At 63.4% G+C, this 21219-nt stretch carries 17 protein-coding genes and 1 tRNA gene; 12 read left to right on the top strand and 6 right to left on the bottom strand.

The window, feature by feature from the left end:
* From HHL21_RS18390 to HHL21_RS18375, 4 genes are read left to right on the top strand one after another with little or no spacing between them, the layout of a single operon-like run.
* Complete coding sequence (locus HHL21_RS18390) at window positions 1-2175, top strand: type IV pilus secretin PilQ (protein WP_169468674.1); 2175 nt, start codon at window positions 1-3, stop codon at window positions 2173-2175.
* Between the two features lie 36 nt (window positions 2176-2211).
* Entirely contained in the window at window positions 2212-4290 is a 2079-nt protein-coding gene (locus tag HHL21_RS18385; protein WP_169468576.1) for an Ig-like domain-containing protein, read from the top strand.
* A 29-nt stretch (window positions 4291-4319) separates the two neighbouring features.
* Window positions 4320-5945, top strand: a complete 1626-nt coding sequence (aroKB, locus tag HHL21_RS18380) for a bifunctional shikimate kinase/3-dehydroquinate synthase AroKB (protein WP_229496588.1) — start codon at window positions 4320-4322, stop codon at window positions 5943-5945.
* Complete coding sequence (locus HHL21_RS18375; protein ID WP_169468572.1) at window positions 5942-7078, top strand: deoxyguanosinetriphosphate triphosphohydrolase; 1137 nt, start codon at window positions 5942-5944, stop codon at window positions 7076-7078. Before aroKB ends, HHL21_RS18375 begins: the two co-directional genes overlap by 4 nt.
* A 77-nt stretch (window positions 7079-7155) precedes the next feature.
* Here HHL21_RS18375 and mutY read toward each other — a convergent pair whose 3' ends face one another.
* Genes mutY through mutM form a run of 3 tightly spaced genes read right to left on the bottom strand, consistent with a single transcriptional unit; the run spans window position 7156 to window position 11067 of the window.
* Entirely contained in the window at window positions 7156-8259 is a 1104-nt protein-coding gene (gene mutY, locus HHL21_RS18370; protein ID WP_169468570.1) for an A/G-specific adenine glycosylase, read from the bottom strand.
* Window positions 8256-10184 carry a dynamin family protein gene (locus HHL21_RS18365; RefSeq protein ID WP_169468672.1) on the bottom strand — a complete coding sequence of 643 codons (1929 nt, stop codon included), beginning with the start codon at window positions 10182-10184 and terminating at the stop codon, window positions 8256-8258. The genes mutY and HHL21_RS18365 overlap by 4 nt, the downstream gene beginning before the upstream one ends.
* A gap of 49 nt (window positions 10185-10233) precedes the next feature.
* Complete coding sequence (mutM, locus tag HHL21_RS18360; protein ID WP_169468568.1) at window positions 10234-11067, bottom strand: bifunctional DNA-formamidopyrimidine glycosylase/DNA-(apurinic or apyrimidinic site) lyase; 834 nt, start codon at window positions 11065-11067, stop codon at window positions 10234-10236.
* Between the two features lie 151 nt (window positions 11068-11218).
* Between mutM and HHL21_RS18355 the strand changes: the two genes are divergently transcribed.
* The 7 genes from HHL21_RS18355 to pth all read left to right on the top strand — a co-directional run bounded on the left by HHL21_RS18355 (window position 11219) and on the right by pth (window position 17349).
* Window positions 11219-12958, top strand: coding sequence for a tetratricopeptide repeat protein (locus HHL21_RS18355; RefSeq protein ID WP_370659758.1), 1740 nt, complete (start codon window positions 11219-11221; stop codon window positions 12956-12958).
* A 132-nt stretch (window positions 12959-13090) separates the two neighbouring features.
* On the top strand, window positions 13091-13699 hold the full coding sequence (locus tag HHL21_RS18350; RefSeq protein WP_169468564.1) for an outer membrane lipoprotein LolB: 609 nt from the start codon (window positions 13091-13093) through the stop codon (window positions 13697-13699).
* A 3-nt stretch (window positions 13700-13702) separates the two neighbouring features.
* Window positions 13703-14608 carry a 4-(cytidine 5'-diphospho)-2-C-methyl-D-erythritol kinase gene (gene ispE / locus HHL21_RS18345; RefSeq protein ID WP_169468562.1) on the top strand — a complete coding sequence of 302 codons (906 nt, stop codon included), beginning with the start codon at window positions 13703-13705 and terminating at the stop codon, window positions 14606-14608.
* 64 nt (window positions 14609-14672) lie between these two features.
* Window positions 14673-14749, top strand: a tRNA-Gln gene (locus tag HHL21_RS18340).
* A 149-nt stretch (window positions 14750-14898) separates the two neighbouring features.
* Window positions 14899-15849, top strand: coding sequence for a ribose-phosphate pyrophosphokinase (locus HHL21_RS18335; protein WP_169468560.1), 951 nt, complete (start codon window positions 14899-14901; stop codon window positions 15847-15849).
* 178 nt (window positions 15850-16027) lie between these two features.
* Window positions 16028-16654 (top strand): 50S ribosomal protein L25/general stress protein Ctc, encoded by a 627-nt coding sequence (locus HHL21_RS18330; RefSeq protein ID WP_169468558.1) that lies wholly within the window; start codon window positions 16028-16030, stop codon window positions 16652-16654.
* Between the two features lie 110 nt (window positions 16655-16764).
* The gene (gene pth / locus HHL21_RS18325) at window positions 16765-17349 is read left to right on the top strand and encodes an aminoacyl-tRNA hydrolase (RefSeq protein ID WP_169468556.1); all 585 of its coding nucleotides are present in this window, start codon (window positions 16765-16767) and stop codon (window positions 17347-17349) included.
* Between the two features lies 1 nt (window position 17350).
* Here the strand turns inward: pth and HHL21_RS18320 are convergent, their stop codons facing one another.
* The 3 genes from HHL21_RS18320 to HHL21_RS18310 all read right to left on the bottom strand — a co-directional run bounded on the left by HHL21_RS18320 (window position 17351) and on the right by HHL21_RS18310 (window position 19954).
* On the bottom strand, window positions 17351-17590 hold the full coding sequence (locus HHL21_RS18320) for a hypothetical protein (RefSeq protein ID WP_169468554.1): 240 nt from the start codon (window positions 17588-17590) through the stop codon (window positions 17351-17353).
* Between the two features lie 144 nt (window positions 17591-17734).
* A complete protein-coding gene (locus HHL21_RS18315; protein ID WP_169468552.1) occupies window positions 17735-18715 on the bottom strand; it encodes a Bug family tripartite tricarboxylate transporter substrate binding protein in 981 nt (326 codons plus the stop codon).
* 192 nt (window positions 18716-18907) lie between these two features.
* The gene (locus HHL21_RS18310; RefSeq protein ID WP_169468550.1) at window positions 18908-19954 is read right to left on the bottom strand and encodes an RNA-guided endonuclease InsQ/TnpB family protein; all 1047 of its coding nucleotides are present in this window, start codon (window positions 19952-19954) and stop codon (window positions 18908-18910) included.
* Window positions 19955-20112: 158 nt separating this feature from the next.
* Between HHL21_RS18310 and HHL21_RS18305 the strand changes: the two genes are divergently transcribed.
* Window positions 20113-21210, top strand: a complete 1098-nt coding sequence (locus tag HHL21_RS18305) for a patatin-like phospholipase family protein (RefSeq protein ID WP_169468547.1) — start codon at window positions 20113-20115, stop codon at window positions 21208-21210.
* Window positions 21211-21219 lie beyond the last annotated feature (9 nt).

Here is a 21219-nt window from a genome sequence, read left to right as displayed (position 1 = left end):
ATGAATGGCGCCGCCTCGGTGACGGGGATTGCAGTACGCATCGGCGCATGGCTCGCTCTCGTTGCAGGCAGCAGCGCTGCGCTGGCGCAGGAAAATGCGATCGAGTCGATCACGGCCAACCAGCAGGGCGCCAACGTCGTGGTGAACATCGCGCTGAAGAACGCGCCGTCGCGTGCGCCGATCGGCTTCTCGATCACCAACCCTAGCCGCATCGCCCTCGACTTCGGCGCCACCGCCAACGCGACCGGCAAGAGCACCCAGGACGTGAACCTCGGCGACGTGCGCAACATCAACGTGGTGCAGGCCGGCGAACGTACCCGCCTGGTGCTAAACCTCAAGCGTCCGCTGAACTACGCTACCGCGATCGACGGCAAGTCCGTGATCCTGACGGTGGAAGGTTCCGGCGGCGTGGCCCAGGCTGTCGACCGCGCCGGCGTCGCCGTCGTGGCGCCTGCCGCCGCCACCGCGCCGGCATCACGTCCACTGCTGCGCGACCTCGACTTCCGCCGCGGCGCGAACGGCGAAGGCCGCGTCGTGGTCGACCTGCCGAACAACCAGGTGGCCGTCGATGTGCGCCAGGTCGGCAGCAAGGTCATTGTCGACTTCCTCAAGACCGGCCTGCCTGAAACGCTGCGCCGCCGCCTCGACGTCACCGATTTCGGCACCCCGGTCGGCCTGATCACGACCGCCCCGCACGGCGACAACGTGCGCATGACGATCGAAGCGAACGGCTTGTGGGAGCAAAGCGTCTACCAGAGCGAGACCCAGCTGGTGGTCGACGTCAAGCCGATCAAGGAAGACCCGAACCGCCTGACCCAGGGAACCCAGGGCTACCGCGGCGAAAAGCTGTCGTTCAACTTCCAGAACGTGGAAGTGCGCGCGGCGTTGCAGGCGATTGCCGATATCTCGGGCCTGAACATCATCACCAGCGACTCCGTCACCGGCAGCCTGACCCTGCGCCTGCGCGAAGTGCCATGGGACCAGGCGCTCGACGTCGTCCTGCAGGCCAAGGGCCTCGACATGCGCAAGAACGGCAACGTGTTGTGGATCGCGCCAAAGGATGAACTGCTGACCAAGGAAAAGCTCGAACTCGAACAGCGCGCCCAGATCGCCGACCTCGAGCCGCTGCGTTCCGAGATCTTCCAGCTGAACTACCAGAAGGCCGAAGCCTTCCGCACCGTGTTCGGCCTCGACGCCAACGGCGGCGCGGCTAGCGGCGGCGCCGAGAACCAGAACCGCGTGCTGTCCAAGCGCGGCAGCGCGATCATCGATCCGCGCACCAACCAGCTGTTCGTCACCGACATCCCGTCGAAGATCGAAGACATCCGCAAGCTGATCCTGAAGACCGACGTGGCCTCACGCCAGGTGGTGATCGAAGCGCGCCTGGTCGAAGCGAACGACGGCTTCTCGCGCAACCTCGGCGCCAAGCTTGGCTTCGCCGACTTGCGCGGCTTCCGCGGCGGCGACCCTGGCTACCAGGTCAAGGGCAATGAGCGCCTCGCCATCGGCGGCAACCTCACCGGCGTGGGCCAGGTCACCGGCCAGACCCCGGACACCGGCGACGGCTACACCAACACCCAGTTCATCAACCTGCCTGCGCAAGGCATTGGCGGCCAGTCGGCAGCGACGGTGGCATTCAGCCTGTTCTCGTCGGCGGCCAACCGCTTCCTGAACCTGGAACTGTCGGCGCTGGAAGCGGACGGCAAGGGCAAGATCATCTCGAGCCCGCGCGTGGTCACCGAAGACAAGATGCTGGCCGTGATCGAGCAGGGTATCGAACTGCCGTACCAGGTCGCCACCAGCAGCGGCGCCACCTCGATCACCTTCAAGAAGGCCAACCTGCGCCTCGAAGTCACGCCGCAGATTACGCCTGACGGCAACGTGGTGCTCGAGGTCGATGTGAACAAGGACTCGAAAGGCGAGGAAACCCGCGCCGGCTTCGCGATCAACACCCAGCACGTGAAGACCAAGGTCATGGTCGAAAACGGCGGCACCGTGGTCCTCGGCGGCATCTACCAGCAGGCCGAGTCGAACACCGAAAGCAAGGTCCCCCTTCTGGGCGACGTGCCGGTGCTGGGCTACCTGTTCAAGACCACCGGGCGCACCACCAGCAAGACCGAACTGCTGGTCTTCATTACCCCAAAAATTGTCGCCGACCGCATCACGGGCCGGTAATACAAGACTCAACACAAACAAGAATCAGGACTAAACATGCCGCATAACGCCGTCTTCAGCCCGGGTCTCCCGCCACTTAAACTGCTCGTGTGCGCATCGCTGGCGCTGGCGCTGGCCGCCTGCGGCGGCGGCGGCGGCAACCCCGGCACAGTCGGGGGCGGTACAACCATGCCTGGTACCGGCACGCCCGCCGGCGAGCCGCGCATGACGGTCACCGTCGTCGACGGCGCGGGCACTTCGGTCAACTCGCTGTCGGGCGGCCAGACTGGCCTGGTCCGCGTCAAGCTGACCGACAGCACCGGCATCGCAGCGGCCAGCGCGATCGTCAAGTTCACCGCATCCGACACCTCCCTGGTTGAATTTACCCCGGCATCCGGCTCGGCACTGACCGACGCCACCGGCACTGCGGTCATCAGCGTCAAGCCTTCCAGCGTCACCGCGGCCGGCGCCGTGGCGATCACCGCCGAAGGCGTTGTCGCCGGCAAGACAGCTACCGCGAGCGTTAACATCGCGGTCGGCGCGGCCCCGCTGACGGTCGGCGCGCTGACGCTGACGCCAGCGCCGGCCGGCAAACTGCCGGCCTTCAGCACCGTGGCGATCAATATCCCGGTAACCAGCGGCGGCCAGCCTGCCACCACCGTGCCAGGCCTGACCGTGACCTCACTGTGCGTCGGCGACGGCACCGCCACCATCGTGCTCGGCGCGCTTGCCAACGGCGTCCAGACCGCGACCTACACCAATAACGGCTGCCTGCGCGGCACCGACCGCATCACCGCCTCGATTGGCAATTCGTCGCAAGGCATCAACATTGACGTCGACGCGGCCAATATCGGCACCATGCAGTTCGTCGGCTCCGACCTGCAGGGCACCTCGATCGTGCTGAAGGGCTCGGGCGGCCTGGGTCGCAAGGAAGCGGCAGTGCTGAGCTTCCGCGTGGTCGACCGCAACAACAACGGCCTGGCCGGCGTGGACGTCAACTTCCGCGCCACCACCTATACCGGCGGACTCACGGTGCTGCCAGCCAGCGCCACGACCGATGCCACCGGCCGCGTGACCACGACGGTTTCGTCGGGCACGATCCCGACCCCGGTGCGCGTGATCGCTGAAGCGACCCGCAATGGCTCGACCATCAGCGGCTTGTCGGATGCGCTGACGATTTCGACCGGCCTGCCGATCCAGAAAGCGATGTCGCTCAGCGCGGACCGCCACAATATCGAGGGCGGTGACCGCGATGGCGAAATCGCCAAGATGACGATCAGGCTCGCCGACCAGTACGGCAACCCGATCTCGGACAACACGGCGGTCAACTTCATCACCGAAGGCGGCGCCATCGGCACGGCCGCGCAAGGCGCCTGCGTCACGTCCGACGGCGGCTGCACGGTCGAGTTGCGCTCGCAGAATTTCAAGCCAGTCAACGGCCGCGTTACCGTGATGGCCTTCGTCCAGGGCGTTGAGAACTTCACGGACATGAACGGTGACGGCCAATATAGCTGCACCAATTTTGTCGACGCGAATGGCGCCGTGCCTACCGTCTACCGTCCGCTGGTCGACACCTGCCTGTCCGGCGGCGAGCCGTTTGTCGATATGGGCGACCCATTCCTCGACACCGAGGAAGACGGCGTATATGAGGCAGTCGAGGGCGACCTGCCGATCCCATATAACAGCACGACCTACCGGGCGGCTGGAAACGGCAAGTGGGGCATCAACTACATCCGCGCCTCGGCCGTGATCACGTTCAGCGGTTCGACGCCGTTCCTGACCCGCGTGGTTTGCTCCGGCAGCACCTGCCGTGACTGGACCAGCGCCGACGGAACCGAGGACGTAATCGCCGGCGTCGCTGGGGCGGCGTGCTCGGCCCGCCCGCTGACCTTCCGTCTCCATGACCGCAACAACAACCCGCTGCCTGAGAATACTGCTGTGGCGGCAGGCGATACCGATAAACTCAGCCTTGGAGAGGTCATCCCGGCACTTGTTCCATCTTCGAACACAATCGGCGGTACAATTCACTCGGTAACCGTGAAGCCCGATTCCACATGCGCACACGGCAGCATTGTCGTGAAGGTCACGACACCGAAAGGAACCACCAAACCGTTTGCGTTCAAGTCACAAATTTGAGTTCTGAAAACATCTTCCTGATAGGCCTGATGGGGGCCGGCAAGACCACCATCGGCCGCATCCTTGCCCGCAAGCTGGGCAAGCAGTTCATCGATTCCGACCACGAGATCGAGGCCCGCACGGGCGCATCGATTCCGTGGATATTCGAGATCGAGGGCGAGCCGAGCTTTCGCCGGCGCGAGGCAGATGTTATCCGCGACCTCACCGCGCGCCAGGGCATCGTGCTGGCCACCGGCGGCGGCGCTGTCCTGAATCCAGAAACCCGCGCCTTGCTCAAGGCGCGCGGCACCGTCGTCTACCTGCGCGCCAACGTCAACAGCATCATGGCGCGCACCGCCCACGACAAAAACCGCCCGCTGCTGCAGACCGCCGACCCGCGCAGCCGCCTCGAAGAACTGACCTCGCAGCGCGAGCCGCTGTACCGCGAAGTTGCCGACCTCGTCATCGATACCGGCCGTCCTAACGTACAATCGATGGTCCATACCATCCTGGCACAGCTGGAAGCGCTCAACGCGCCGCATGCGGGGACTGGCGTTAAACCCGATCCGCGAGGCGCGATGAACGAAGCATCCAACACCACCCTGAACGTCAACCTCGGCGAGCGCAGCTACCCGATCGCCATCGGTTCCGGGCTGCTGGACGATCCCGGCCTGCTGGCGCGCCACATCGAAGGCCGCCAGGTCGCCATCGTCAGCAACACCACCGTCGCGCCGCTGTACCTTGAACGCGTCGCCGAACCGCTGCGCGCGGCCGGCCGCGAAGTCATCGAGATCATCCTGCCAGACGGCGAAGAACACAAGAACTGGTCCTCGCTGATGCAGGTGTTCGACGCGCTGCTGGCCAACAAATGCGACCGCAAGGTCACGCTGGTCGCCCTGGGCGGCGGCGTGATCGGCGACCTGACCGGCTACGCCGCATCGAGCTACATGCGCGGCGTGCCCTTCGTGCAGGTGCCCACCACCTTGCTGTCGCAGGTCGACTCCTCGGTCGGCGGCAAGACCGGCATCAACCACCCGCTCGGCAAGAACATGATCGGCGCCTTCTACCAGCCGCGCGCCGTGTTCGCCGACACCGGCACCCTGGCGACGCTGCCCGAGCGCGAACTGTCGGCGGGTTTGGCGGAAGTGATCAAGCACGGCGCGATCATTGACGCGCCGTTCTTCGACTGGATCGAGCGGAACATCGAAAAACTGCTGACCCGCGACCAGGCCGCGCTGGCGCACGCCATCGCGCGCTCGTGCGAGATCAAGGCCGACATCGTGCGCCAGGATGAGCGCGAAGGCGGTCTGCGGGCGATCCTCAATTTCGGGCACACGTTCGGCCACGCGATCGAAAATGGCCTCGGCTACGGCAAGTGGCTGCACGGCGAAGCGGTCGGCTGCGGGATGGTGATGGCGGCCGAACTGTCGTGCCGCATGGGCTACATCGAGCGCGCCAGCGTCGAGCGCCTGCGCGCGCTGGTCAACGCCGCCGGCTTGCCGACGGATGCGCCGGACCTCGGCGCCGAACGCTGGCTCGAGCTGATGGAAGTCGACAAGAAAAACGAAGGCGGCGCGATCAGGTTCATCCTGCTCAAGCCACTCGGCAGCGCCGTCATCACGACGGTGCCGCACGAGACGCTGCTCGCCACCATCGACGCCTGCGTGGCGCCATGACGCCGGAACAGTACCTCGCGCCGTATGCCGTGCAGTCGGACACGGCGCGCGGCCGCCGCTATCCGGAAGCGGCGCACGCCTCGCGCAGCCAGTTCCAGCGCGACCGCGACCGCATCATCCACTGCTCCGCGTTCCGCCGTCTCGAATACAAGACACAGGTGTTCCTGAACCACGAAGGCGACATGTTCCGCACGCGGCTCACGCACAGCCTCGAAGTGGCGCAGATCGGCCGCTCGCTGGCGCGCAACCTGCGGCTGAACGAAGACCTGGTCGAAGCGGTGTCGCTGGCCCACGACCTCGGGCATACGCCATTCGGCCATGTGGGCCAGGATGTGCTGGACGAATGCATGAAGGACCACGGCGGCTTCGAACACAACCTCCAAAGCCTGCGCGTGGTGGACACGCTCGAGCAAAGCTACGGCGCGTTCGATGGACTGAACCTGATGTTCGAAACGCGCGAAGGCATCCTCAAGCACTGCTCGCTGACCAACGCGAAGACGCTGGGACCTGTGGCGGAGCGCTTCATCGACCGCACCCAGCCATCGCTGGAAGCGCAGCTGACCAATCTCGCCGACGAGATCGCGTACAACAGCCATGACATCGATGATGGACTGCGTTCGGGGCTGATCACGATCGAGCAGCTGGAAGAGGTCGAATTTTTCGGGCGCCTGTGGCACGAGGTGCAGACGACGTTCCCGGGAGTTTCGGGACGGCGCGCGATTTACGAGACCTTGCGGCGTTTGATTACGGCGATGGCGGACGATCTGATCGCCACCTCGGGCGGCTTGCTGGCGGAGGCGAATCCGGGCAGCGTCGATGCAGTGCGCGCCAGCGCGCCGCTGATCCGGTTCTCGGACGGGATGCGCAAGGACGCCACGGAGCTGAAGCGATTCTTGCGGCAGAATCTGTACCGGCATTACCAGGTGAACCGGATGCGGGTGAAGGCCAGCAAAATTGTGCGCGAGTTGTATGAAGCGTTCGTCGCGGAGCCGGTGCTGCTGCCGCCGGATTATCAGGAGAACACGGGCGACGAGGGCAAGCAGGTGCGCATGATTGCCGATTACATCGCCGGGATGACGGACCGGTACGCGATCCGCGAGCACCGCAGGATTTTTTCGCTGGAAGAGCTCTAGCGTCGTCGTTCCCGCGAAGGCGGGAACCTATCTGAGGCATGCGGGCTATGGGTTCCCGCCTTCGCGGGAACGACACGTTAGTTGAAAAGCCCCGGCGTTTCCAGCTGCGCCAACAGCTTTTTCACGGGCGCCGGCAAGGGCGCCTGTTCAATCCTGGCCATATCCCACCACACGTACCTCGAATCGAGCTCCGCTCGCTGCGCGATCCCAATCCGGTACGGCGCGATATGCAGCTTGTAATGCGTGAACACATGCACCAGCGGCAGCAGCGCCTCGGTTTCTTCAACCTCGCCGAACGCCCCCGCGGCGCGCACGACTTCCTCAATCACTGTAGCGTCACCAGCAAGCGCCTGATGTCCATCCAGCTCCGGCAGCGACATCAGCCCGCCCCAGATCCCTGAATCCGGCCGCTGCTCCAGCAGCACCTGCCCGCCATGCACCACAGCCATCAAGGTGGCCCGCTTCTCCGGCACGGCCTTCTTCGGCTTACGCACCGGCAGTTCCGCCGTCCGCCCCGTCGCATAGGCCACGCAGCGCTGCCGCAGCGGGCAGCGCCCGCAATCCGGGCTGCTGCGCGTGCACAGTGTAGCCCCGAGATCCATCAAGCCCTGCGTGTACGACTCGATGCCTTCAACCGGCAGCAGCGCGTCGGCGCGCCGCCACAGCGCATCTTCGACGGGCTTCAGCCCCGGAAACTGGTCAACCCCGAATGTCCGCGCAAACACGCGCTTGACGTTGCCATCCAAAATGGCCGCCCGCGTCCCGCTCGAAAACGCGGCGATCGCCGCAGCGGTCGAGCGCCCGATGCCAGGCAGTTGCGCCAACAGCGCCGGGTCGCCCGGGAACACGCCGTCGTAATCAATCATCACGCGCTTGGCGCACGCATGCAGGTTGCGCGCTCGCGTGTAATAACCGAGCCCGCTCCACAGCGCCATCACATCTTCGGAGGGCGCTGAAGCCAGGCCGGCGAGGGTAGGAAAGCGTTCGAGGAAGCGTGCGTAGTAGCCAAGCACCGCGCTGACCTGCGTCTGCTGCAGCATGATCTCGGACAGCCAGATGCGGTAGGCGTCACGCGTGTTCTGCCACGGCAGCGCATGGCGGCCGTGCTGTTTCTGCCAGACGATAACGTCAGCCGAGAACGTGGGATCGGCCAGGTCGTCGAATTCGGTCGCGCGCTTCACGCAGCCGCTTCCAGTACGCGCAGGTCGGAGTCGATGGCCTTCGTTACGCCGCCGGCCAGCTGGCCGAGTCGCGCCTTGAGCTGGTCCAGTTCTTCCTGCGTGCTTTCGAACGAGGAGATTTTCTGTTCCAGGCTGTCGGTCGCGTCGTGGATGCGCTGGATCGAGGCGAGGCGGTGCTTGAGCTGGTCCTTGTGCTGGCGTATCTGCGATTCGAGCGGCGCCATGACGACCTTCAGCCATGCTTCGACGTCAGCGTTGGCGGCGCGGTAGCTGCGCCGCACGCGCGATGCGATCGAGTCGAAGAAGCGTTCCATGATGGCGTTACGGCTGCTCATGATCAGCGTGGTGGTGCCGAACTGGCGCGCGTAGGCTTCTTCGATGGCGTCGATCTCGCGCTTGTATTTGTTCAGCGAGAACGGCATCGGGATCGACAGCGACAGGCCGTGCTCGGCCGAGAATTTGCGGTACATCGATTCCATCATGGCGCTGATCTCGCCGATCTTGATGTTCGATGCGTCGAGGTTGCGGCGGGCCTGGTCGAAGAAATCGCGCACCGGGCCGCGCATGCCCGTGGCGAAGCGGGTCGCCGCCATCGCGTCGCGCACGCCTTCGATTTCTCCCTGCACCACGTCCATGCCGAGCGTGGTGTACAGCTCCGTCGACAGGCGCGCGAACACCGAGCGCGTGCCCTGCAGCTTGAACAGGCTGGCGTCGAATTCCTTTTTCTCGACGTCGATGCGGCGCATCATGTGCGCGACCACGCTCTGGTTTTTTCCGCGCAGGCTTTTCAGTTCCTGCAGCTGTTCGACGATGTCGCGCGTGCGCGCCGCGATCATGCCTTGCTGGGTGCCGACCACGCCCGCCATCTCATCGGCCAGCTGGGTGCGGATGATGTCCTTCTTCGACGGGATCAGCTCATGGAACAGCGCACTTTCGAGCGAATTGAGGCGGCTCTTTTCGAGCAGCGCCATGTCGCCGTTGATCTTGCCGACCAGCGCCTTCTGCGCCGATACGGGATACACCTGGCGCGGGTCGAGCGCGAGCAGCTGCGCGACACTGGCGCGCTGGCGTTCGATGTCGGCGTCGTTTTCGGCGTCGGTCTTCAGCTCGTCCCACATCGCGTCGATCTTGTTCAGCACGGCGATGCGGCCCGGGCCTGCGCCGATGTGGGTGCGCCAGACTTCGATGTCGCTCTTGGTGACGCCGGTTTCGGCGGCGAGGATGAACAGCACCGCGTGCGCGTTCGGGATCAGGTTCAGCGTCAGTTCAGGCTCGGTGCCGATCGCGTTCAGGCCCGGCGTGTCGAGGATGACGAGGCCCTGCTTGAGCAGCGGGTGAGGGAAGTTGATGATCGCGTGGCGCCACAGCGAGATTTCGACTTCGCCCTGGTCGTTCAGCGATGCCGCGGCGTCCGGGTCGGTTTCGTCGTACAGGCCGAAGCGCTTGGCTTCGTCGACGCTGACGTAGCGGGTCAGGCTGACCTGCTTGAAGGTGTCGATCATGTTGTCCGGCGCATCGAGCGACAGCGGCAGCACGGTCCATGCCGATGCGTCGTCGCGGTAGTCGCTGGTCGACAGCTGTTCGCCGCGCGTTTCGATCGGCAGCAGGCGCAGGCAGGGCGGCCAGGCCGGGTCGTACATCAGCTCCGTCGGGCACATGGTGGTGCGGCCGGCGGCCGATGGCAGGATGCGCTGGCCGTAGTCGGCGAAGAACAGGGCGTTGATCAGTTCCGACTTCCCGCGCGAGAATTCGGCGACGAAGGCGACCGACAGCTTGTCGTCGCGGATGCGGTCGAGCGCACGCGCGACGCGCTGCTCGCTGGCGGCGTCGCCGAGTCCGGCGTGGCTGACACCGGCCTGGTAAGCCACAAGCGCCGACGCCACGTTCTGGCGCCACGCGCTGTACTGCTCGAAATCCTGCACCATTTTGCTCACATTGCCCTCGCGTGCCGTTCCGTGCGAACGGCGCTTCCCGTCATTTCTGACAATTTACACAATAAAAAGTCGACCGCTGACCCTGCTTGATCTGGCGAATTTCAGCGCCACAGTTTCTGCACGGCATCCCTTTACGATCATAGACGAAATATGTCTGCTGGAAATAGCCTGATTGGCCGTTTACGGCAATAAAGTCACGCAAAGTGCTGCCTCCCTGCACAATTGCCTCGGCCAGGATCTGCTTGATGGCCTGGGCCAGCCTGTCATAGCGGACGGCGCTTATGCGGCCCGCATGAATCTTCGGGTTAATGCCGGCGCGAAACAGGCTTTCACAGGCGTAAATGTTGCCGACCCCGACCACGATGTCGCCCGCCAGCAGCACCTGCTTGATCGGCGCCTTGCGCTTGCGGGTGGCGCGGAACAGCAGGTCGCCCGAGAAGCCGTCGCCGAGCGGTTCGACGCCTAGCCCGCGCAGCAACAGGTACTCGTCCAGTGCGCCCTCGTCGTTGCCGTGCCACAGGACGGCGCCGAAGCGGCGTGGGTCATGCAGGCGCAGCACCTGGCGGCCCTCGGGGCCGGCGACGATCAGGTCGAAATGGTCGTGCGTCTTGTATTCGGTGCCTTCCGGCAGCACGCGCAGGTGGCCGGACATGCCCAGGTGGATGATCAGGGTGCCGTGCTCGAAGTGAATCAGCAAATACTTGCCGCGCCGGCCGGTCGCCAGCACGCGGCGTCCCGCCAGCAATCCGTCCAGTCCAGCTGGAAATGGCCAGCGCAAGCCGTCGCGGCGCGTCAGCACACCCTCGACCATGCGTCCTTCGATATGCGGCGCGACGCCGCGCCGCGTCACTTCGACTTCTGGCAATTCTGGCATCTGGGCGGAATTACATTGCGGCAGCGGGGGCGGGTGCGCACGCGACCGGGAGGTTAGGCGTAGAATCAGAAATCATCGATGTCATCCTGGAATTGCTTTGAAAAACGCTTTCGTCATTGTAACCCTCACGGGTCTGTTATCGGCGTGTGCTGTGGCGCAACTACCGCAGCCGGAACCCGCGCGCCCGGTGCAGGAAGCACCGGCGGCGGTGGCCGATGAAACCGATGCGGCAGATGTCTCCGACGACGAGGCCGCGGACGAGGAAAACCTGCCGAAAGTGGCGCTGAGCAGCGACCTGCTGTACCAGCTCCTGAAGGCAGAGTTCGACTTCAGGGAAGGCAACTGGAAAGAGCCGTACGCCGCGCTGATCGAGGCTTCGAAACAGACGCGCGACCCGCGCCTGGCCCGCCGCGCCGCCGAAATGGCGCTGAGCGTAAATGAGCACCCGAGTGCGATGGCGGCGGTCGGCACCTGGCGCGAGCTGTCGCCCGACTCGGACGAGGCGGCACGCGCTTACCTGGGCCTGGCCGTGCTGACCGACAAGCTGGCCGAAGCCGAGGGCATCCTAAGGCAGCGACTGGCAGACGCGCCGATCACCGAACGCGGCGCCACCATGTTCCAGGCCCGCCAGTTCATCGGCCGCGCCAAAGACAAGGCTGCTGCCGCGGCGATGTTCGAACGCCTGCTGGCGCCATACCGCCACATGGTCGAGGCGCGCATCCTGCTGGCGCAAAGCGCGTTCGGGCGCGGCGACAAGGTGCAGGCGGAAGCCGAGGCGCGCGCCGCGCTGGCGCTCAAGCCGGACTCCGAAATCGCCGTGCTGACGCTGGCGCAGGTGGCTGTGGACCAGGGCAGCGTCGAAGCCATGCTGGCGAAGTTCATCGCGGCCAATCCGAAAGCGCGCGAAGTGCGTGCCGCCCACGCCCGCATCCTGGTCGACCAGAAGCAGTACGAGAAGGCGCGCGATTCGTTCGAGGTGCTGCTCAAGGACCAGCCGGAAGATCTCGGCACGCTGTATGCGTTGGGTATCCTGTCGATGCAGCTGGACGACCCGGAATCGGCCGAGGAATACCTGAGCCACTTCACCGAAGTGCTGGCGAAGAGCCCCGATGACGAGCGCGATCCGTCGCGCGTGCTGCTGATGCTGTCTCAGCTGGCCGAACAGCGCGGCGACCTGCCGGCGGCGCTGAAATGGATCGGCAAGATCGACAGTGAAGACCCGGCTTTGTACTTCGGCGCGCAGGTCAAGCGCGCGCAGCTGATGGCGAAGCAGGGCGAACTGGCCGGCGCGCGCAAGGTGCTGGCGGGCCTGTCGCCTTCGGAAGCGACGCAGCAGGCGCAGGTCGTGCTGACTGAGGGCCAGATCCTGCGCGACGCGGGGCAGGGCCAGGCGGCCTACCTGGTGCTTGAGGACGGAGCGCGCAAGTTCCCGAAGAATCCGGACCTGCTGTACGACTTCGCGTTGCAGGCTGAAAAGCTGGGCCGTGTCGACGTGATGGAAAAGGCGCTGCGTGAAGTGATGGTGCTGGCGCCGGACAATCATCACGCCTACAACGCGCTGGGCTACTCGCTGGCCGAGCGCAATGTGCGGCTCGCAGAAGCGCTGGCGCTGATCGACAAGGCGCTGAAGATGGCGCCGGAAGATCCCTTCATCATGGACAGCCTGGGCTGGGTGCATTACCGCATGGGCAAGCTTGATGCTGCCGAAGCGCTGCTGCGCAAGGCGTATGCGCTGCGCAAGGATGCGGAGATTGCAGTGCACCTTGGCGAGGTGCTGTGGCGCAAGGGTGCGCAGGAAGAAGCGCGCAAATTGCTGCGGGAAGCAAGGGCCAAGGATCCGAAGAGCGACACGCTCAGGAACACGCTGGCGCGCCTTCAGCTCAAGCTCTGAGATAATTGCTCATCCACCGTCATTCCCGCGACAGCCTCGGCGGCCCCGCGGTAATCCATGCGCTACGTGCATCAATGCCACAGCATGGATACCCGCTTTTGCGGGTACGACGGCTAACATTAAGCGACTCGCATGAATAAATCACGCTACACGAAGATCTTCGCTGCCACCGTCACGGGGCTCCTCCTGGCTGCCTGCGCGACCACCGCGCCAACCAGCATGTCCCCGGCCCCCGTCGCCGCCTACCGCGACATCATCGACCTGGCTGGCCGCCTGTCCGTCAACTACCAAAAAGACGGCAAGCCGGAAACCCTGTCCGGCAAATTCAACTGGTCGCAAAAAGGCGAGCGCATCGACGTCGCCCTTGCGTCCCCGCTCGGCCAGACCCTGGCGAAAATCAGCGTGACCGCGGACGCGGCAACCCTGACCCAGGCCGACCAGGCCCCGCGCGTGGCAAAGGATATCGACAGCCTCACCGCCCAGGCCCTCGGCTGGTCGCTGCCGGTATCCGGTCTGCGCGACTGGCTGCAAGGCTACGCCACCGCCCCGGGCGGCAAGCGCTTTACCGCTTCGCCAGCCAGCAACACGGTCACCACCGCCGACGGCTGGCGCCTGACCTTCGTGTCGTGGCAGGACGAGACAGCCGCCCAGCCGGCGCCGAAGCGCATCGACGCCGAGCGTGCCGCCACCGCCACGTCCGAGCCAATGGCGCTCCGCATCGTGATCGACGCGCAGGGCTGATCGATGACGCAGACCTCCTTGCGCGATTGCCCGGCCCCGGCCAAGCTCAACCTGTTCCTGCACGTGTGCGGCCGCCGTCCCGATGGCTACCACCTGCTGCAAACCGTGTTCCAGATGGTCGACCACGGCGACAAACTGCATTTCACGCTGCGCAGCGATGGCCTGGTCCGCCGGCTGACGGACGTGCCCGGTGTGCCAGAGCATCAAGACCTGATCGTGCGCGCGCTGCACCTGCTGGCGGCCGAGTTCGAGCGCCGCCACGGCCGCGCCGCGCCCGGCATCGATGTCGACATCGACAAGATCCTGCCGATGGGGGGAGGGCTGGGCGGCGGTTCGTCCGACGCCGCCACCGCGCTGATGGCGGCCAACCACCTGTGGCAGGCCGGCCTTAAGCGCGACGAGCTGATGGCGCTCGGCTTGCCGCTGGGCGCGGACATTCCGTTCTTCATTTTCGGCCAGACCGCGTTCGCCGAAGGCGTCGGCGAAGCGTTGCAGGCGGTGGACGTGCCCGACTGCTGGTATGTGGTCGTCGAGCCCGGTGTTTCTGTGCCCACAGCGGCAATTTTTTCGTCAGAGGATTTGACAAGGAACACGGAACCCGTCACAATAGCGGACTTTTCCAGATGCCTCGTGAGTCAAACGAATCCGGGCGGGTTTGGAAAGAACGACTTGCAAGCTGTAGCAGCCCGCTTGTTCCCGCCGGTAGCAGAGGCGATCGAATGGCTCGGGCAATACGGCAAAGCCAGGATGACTGGCTCAGGGGCGTGCGTGTTTTGCGCGTTTTCCACTGAAAGCGAAGCCGACGAAGTGCTCAGTAATGTGCCTGCCGTCCGGACCGCGTGGAAAGCGAAATCGCTGGCACGACATCCTCTGGCTGAGGTGTTGCAAGTTGGTGGAGTTATAGACTAGAATTCGTTTGGCGTTTTATTCGACGTGAAATACGTAGAATGTAACGACAAGCAGTCAGTTGCGTAGGGGAATCGCCAAGCTGGTTAAGGCACTGGATTTTGATTCCAGCATACCAAGGTTCGAATCCTTGTTCCCCTGCCATTCAATTTTGCCTGGTCTGTCGATGCGAAGTCAGCGTCCAGCAGGTGAAGTCGGTGGCCTCGCTCTCGCGAGTCACCAAGTACACAGCGCCGGCCGGCTGATCCGGGCGGCGACATTCAAGATTTCAACGCTTACCTCTTGGGACTCCCATGGCTTACGAAAACCTGATGGTTTTTACCGGCAACGCTAATCCTGCGTTGGCAGAAGGAGTCGTAAAAAATCTCGGCATCCCCCTCGGCAAGGCAGTCGTGTCCAAGTTTTCGGACGGCGAAGTCATGGTCGAGATCAACGAGAATGTCCGCGGCAAAGACGTATTCGTTTTGCAATCGACTTGCGCACCGACCAACGACAACCTGATGGAAATCATCCTGATGGTCGACGCGCTCAAGCGCGCTTCCGCCGGCCGCATTACCGCAGCGATCCCTTACTTCGGCTACGCCCGCCAGGACCGCCGTCCGCGTTCGGCCCGTGTGGCGATTTCGGCGAAAGTCGTTGCCAACATGCTGGAAGAAGCCGGCGTCGAGCGCGTCCTGATCATGGACTTGCACGCTGACCAGATCCAGGGCTTCTTCGATATTCCTGTAGACAACATCTACGCTTCCCCGATCCTGCTGGGCGACCTGCAAAAGCGCAACTACGACGACCTGCTGGTCGTGTCGCCTGACGTCGGCGGCGTGGTGCGTGCCCGTGCGCTGGCGAAGCGCCTCGGCTGCGACCTGGCCATCATCGACAAGCGCCGTCCGAAGGCGAACGTGTCGGAAGTGATGAACATCATCGGTGAAGTCGAAGGCCGCAACTGCGTGATCATGGATGACATGGTCGACACCGCAGGCACGCTGACCAAGGCTGCCGAAGTGCTCAAGGAGCGCGGCGCCAAGAAAGTAATCGCTTACTGCACGCACCCGGTCCTGTCCGGCCCGGCGATCGACCGCATCAGCGCGTCGCCGCTGGACGAGCTGGTGGTGACTGACACGATTCCGCTGTCGGCTGCGGCGCAAGCCTGCACCAAGATCCGCCAGCTGACCTGTGCACCGCTGCTGGCTGAAACGTTCAAGCGTATCAGCAAGGGCGACTCGGTGATGTCGCTGTTCATCGACTAAGCGGTAGAAAAAGTTAGCTGTTTTCATGCGGCGCGCTGGCGAAAAAGCCAGCGCGCCGTTGTGTCTTCAAGGTTTCAAGGTTTCATGGGTGCGAAGCTGCACCCATTCTCGAGGTCTCCTGGTCGCGGGAGGTCTCACAACGCAGGGCAATCAAGCCCCGCATTTTTTGGAGTTTCACATGAAAGTTATCGCATTTAACCGCACTCTGCAGGGGACCGGAGCGAGCCGCCGCCTGCGCATTGCTGGCCAGACCCCAGGCATCATCTACGGTGGCGCAGAAGCCCCAGTACTGATCTCGCTGGACGGCAACGCCATGTGGCACGCGCTGAAGAAAGAAGCGTTCCACGGTTCGATCCTCGACCTCGAAATCGACGGCAAGACCCAGCAAGTCCTGCTGCGCGACTTCCAGATGCACGCATACAAGCAACTGGTCCTGCACGCTGACTTCCAGCGCGTTGACGCATCGACCAAAGTGCACAAGAAAGTAGCACTGCACTTCATCAACGCTGACGTATCGCCAGCGGTCAAGCTGCACGGCGCAACCGTGTCGCACGTCATGCAAGAGCTGGAAATTTCCTGCATGCCAGCTGACCTGCCAGAGTTCATCAATGTTGACCTGGCAAACATCGACGTCGGCCATTCGATCCACGTAGCTGACCTGGCGCTGCCAAAAGGCGTGACCGCGATCACCCACGGTTCGAACCAGACCGTCGCTACCGCAGCTGTACCAGCAGGCCACGTTGCTGCTGAAGCTGCTGCAACGACCGAAGTCGCTGCTGAAGAAAAGCCAAAAGCTAAGAAGTAATCTGCACGCCGCAGCAATGCGGTTTGCCGGAAAACCCGCGGGCCCAGCGCCGCGCGGGTTTTTTTTCGTCCGTTTTCACGGATAATAACGATTTTTCCGTTTGGAACAGCATGCCAATTCGCCTGATCGTCGGCCTCGGCAACCCCGGGCCCGAATATGAACAGACCCGCCACAACGCGGGCTTCTGGCTGGTCGACAACCTCGCCAACAGCCTTCCCGGCTGCCGCCTGCAGCGCGAGTCGCGCTTCAACGCGCTGGTCGCCAAGACCGCCATTGCAGGGCAGGAAGTATGGCTGCTCGAGCCGCAGACCTTCATGAACCGTTCGGGACAGTCGGTCGGCACCCTGGCGCGTTTCTACAAGGTCAACCCGGATGAAGTGCTGGTCGTGCACGATGAGCTCGACCTGGCGCCCGGCGTGGTCAAGATGAAGAAGGGCGGATCGTCAGGCGGGCATAACGGGCTGAAGGACATCACGGCTGCGCTCGGCACGCAGGACTACTGGCGCCTGCGCATCGGCATCGGCCATCCGCGCAGCCTGAGCTCGCAGCAGGCGGTGGCCGACTTCGTGCTGCACCGCCCGCGCAAGGAAGAGCAAGTGCTGATCGAGGAATCGATCGAGAAAAGCCTGCGCGTGCTGCCGCTGGCGGTTGAGGGCAAGTTCGATATCGCGACGATGCAGTTGCATACAGTGTGAGTTACCGTAGGGCTAGCTGCCCTTCACGATAATCTGCCCCTGCAAATCGCGCACCATCCGCTGGATCGCCGGCTGCATACGTTTGAAATCCGACGGCGTAGCTGCCATCGCGGTTGACCATGAAATGCTGGCGGTACTTGTCGATGACGAGCGACGTATCGGTGCCTGTGTCCACTGGCGCCGCGATGGCGGCGCGGGCAATCAGCACCCAGCACAATATGGCAATGGATCGCAGCACCATGGTTTCTCCGGCGGGACGAAAGAATCCATGCTACCCATGCCGTGGTGTTTCCGTTTGACAGCTCGCAACGTAATTCGCGAGCACAAAAGAAAACGGGACTGCAGCGAACTGCAATCCCGTTTGGCCCTCCGGCAAACTGATGAATTAATCGACGGTTGCGCCGCTTTCCTTCACCACCTTGGACCAGCGAGCAGCTTCGGCATGAACGAACTTGCCGAAGTTCTCAGGCGTATCGCCGACGAAATCGGAACCGGTCTCGGCACGGATTTTCGTAAACTCAGGCTGCTTCATGATCTTGACGGTTTCGGCGTTGATCTTTGCGATCACATCCTTTGGCGTCTTGGCAGGTGCGAACAGGCCGTACCACGCATAGGATTCGATTCCCCTCACACCAGCCTCAGCGAAGGTCGGAACGTCCGGCAGCAGTGGCGAACGCTGCGCGCTCGAAATTGCGATCGGCCTGACCTTGCCACTCTTAATATGCGGCATGATCGCGATGGTCGAGTCGAACATGATAGGGATGTGGCCGCCCAGCAAGTCGGCGATCGCTGGCGCAGAACCCTTGTATGGGACGTGGGTCATGTTCAGTTTCGTGACGCTGGCGAACAATTCGCTGGTCAGGTGCTGTGGCGTGCCGCTACCGGACGAAGCGTAGGAGAACTGGCCGTTCTTGGACTTGATGAAGGCCATCAGTTCCTTCAGGTTCTTCGCTGGGACCGAAGGGCCCGCGACCAGCACGAGCGGCACGCGCAGCAGGTTGGTCACCGGCGCCAGGTCCTTCAGCGGATCGAAGGTCATCTTCTTGTACAGGCTTGGATTGATGACGATCGGCGCGCTCGACGTGATCAGCAGGGTGTAGCCATCCGGCGTGGCGCGGGTAACCGCAGCGGTGCCGATGTTGCCGCCGCCGCCTGCGCGGTTATCGATGACGAACGACTGGCCCAGGGTTTCGGTAAGGCTCTTGGACAGCGGGCGCGCCGCGATGTCGGATGGACCGCCTGGCGGCCACGGCACCACGACCGTCACGGTCTTGGTAGGCCAGCCCTGCGCGAGGGCGCTGACGGAAACGACCGATGCCGCGAAAGCGCAAATGAGGGATTTACTTGTGCTGGAGAGTAAACGCATATTTCACATCCTTTAGTTGGTTGTCCACTTCCGAAAACAGTTACCGGCTGCCTGGAAGACCGGTTGATCGCTGCACATGCGGGGCGAATGAATGGCCGGATGTTTGCCAATATAGCACCGATAGCAGGCGCGCCGTTTGCTAGACGATATTCCCCGCAGCCGCGATAATCCTTGATTGACGTCCTCCCCGACCTAAACGTCGGGGATTCCTACAGCTAGCGTCGCACGTCCGCGACGGAGAATGTTTAGCGCAGCATTGAGATCACGATCATGTACCGCTCCGCAATCACAGCAACACCATTCCCTTATTCCAAGGTCTGCGATACCTTTCGGCCTGGAATCCGGAACAGCGCCGCAATCCGAGCAGATCTGGGTGGTAAAGCTCTCATTCACTTCTTCAAACCAGGCGCCATGCTTAACAGCCTTGTACGCCAGTTGTGCTCGGAAGGACGACCAGCCGACATCGTAGACGGACTTCGCCATGCTGGTCCTGGCGAGCGCCGCTGCATTGATATTTCCAACCACGATATAGTCGAACGCAGCGACGATGGCGCTGGTGCAGGTGTGCAGGTAATGGCGGCGGCGATTGGCAATCCGTGCGTGGATCGCCGCGCCCCGCTTCTTCTTACGCGCGCGCTGGGCCACCGCCAGCGCCGCCTCGCTGGCACGGTAGATGTGTGGCGCCGCAATGCGGCTGCCATCGCTCAGTGTGGCCAAGTCTTTCAGGCCAAGGTCGATTCCCACACCGCGCACCGGCAAGCGGGCAGGCGGCTCCTGTACGTCAAGGACGATATTGAGGAACCAGTTGCCGCGCCGGTCGCGCGAGAAGTTGGTCCCGTCGGTGATTTTGCCCTCGGGCAGCGCGCGCGAATGGAAGACGCGGAAGGTATTGCCGGCGAAGCGGAAGGCATTGCCTTCGCGTTTCAGTTCACGTCCTTTCAACGGCACCCAGGCCAGCGACTTCCTGCCGCGATAGCGAAGGTAGGGCCGGCGCGACTGGGAGCGCGACTTGGCGTACTGCTGGCATACGTCGTTGACCGTACCCGAGTGAAGGCCAAGCTCCTTGCTGCACCCCGTGGTGAGCTTGATCAGGTCAAAACCGGTATGCCAGCGGCGACCGAAACGCAGCGCATCCTTCTGTCTGTCGTTGCAGTAGTTCCACACGAAGTTGACTGTCCTTGCCTGCTTGTTCAGCAAGCCGGTCAGCGACTTTACGCGATAGCGGTAAACCAGTTTCATCCAGGTTCGACAGCAATCGTCGGCCATGGTTCCACTCTTAAAACCAAGGCATCGACTGCTGCGGCATGTCGTTTTACGGCGCCCGAATTGCTGCGCTATTCGCAGTCGTCTTCTTTTACACCTCGTCCTGAAGGACGAGGTGTCTCGGAGCAAATCTGATGAACGCACTTTCCTTCCATGCAGGCCCGTGCGCCCTTGAGCACATCAGCAAGTACGGCCTTCAGCCACAAGATATTGCCGTCGTCCCGGCGGCGGCGGGCGGAGCCAAAGGGCTGATTTTCCAGGCGCTGGACCAATGGATGTTCGGCAGCTGGCTGCCGTCCGCGCCGCGCGAACGGACGTTGATCGGATCGTCCATCGGCGCCTGGCGCATGGCTGCTGCCTGCCAGTCCGATCCTGTCGGCGCATTTGAACGACTCGGCGACCTCTACTGCGGCCAGCGCTACACGGCCAAGCCGACCCAGCAGGAAATCGACGACGTCTGCCAGAACTTGCTGCGTGAATTTATCGGCGGGCGCGAGGAAGAAATCCTGAATCATCCGCATTACCGGCTGAACATGCTGACGGTACGCGGCTTGCGCGGTTTGGCCTCGCCGGCGCACCCGCGCGCGGAAATGCGCGGCTTTGCCGCCGCATCGCTGCTCAACTTCACCTCGCGCGACCGGCTTGCCCACATGCTGGAGCGCGTCGTGGTGGGCGACAGCCGCGACGTTTCGCCTTGGCTACGCGAAAAGTTCGATTCGTTCACCACGCATTTTTCGCACCTCGACAAGGGCAACCTCGCATCGGCGCTCCTCGCGTCCGGAACCCTGCCGCTGATCATGAAGCCGGTGCGTGACATCGCCGGGGCGCCTGGCGGTGCTTACTGGGATGGCGGCATCATTGACTACCACCTGGCGCTGCCATACTCGCGGCTGGCAAACGGTTCGGTGAACGGATCGCTGGTCCTGTATCCGCACTTCACGGAGCATATCGTTCCCGGCTGGCTCGACAAAAGCTTGCCGTGGCGGCGCGCAGCACGCGGACCCAACCGCGGCTGGCTCGACAATGTCGTCATCGTCGCGCCGACCCGCGAGTTCCTGCGCACACTTCCACTGGGCAAGCTGCCTGACCGCAAGGACTTCAAGTACTACGGCCTCAACCACGACGAACGCATCCGCAACTGGAAGATCGCGATGTCGGAAGGGCAACGGTTGCGTGATGAACTGGCTGCGTTCGCGGCCAAGCCTGACATCGCTCGGGTCAAGTCGATGTGAGTCGCGCGA

Origin of the sequence: Massilia polaris (genome assembly GCF_012927275.1) — a bacterium.
GTDB classification, from domain to species: Bacteria; Pseudomonadota; Gammaproteobacteria; order Burkholderiales; family Burkholderiaceae_D; genus Telluria_A; species Telluria_A polaris.
This window is presented reverse-complemented; position numbering and strand designations above follow the sequence as displayed.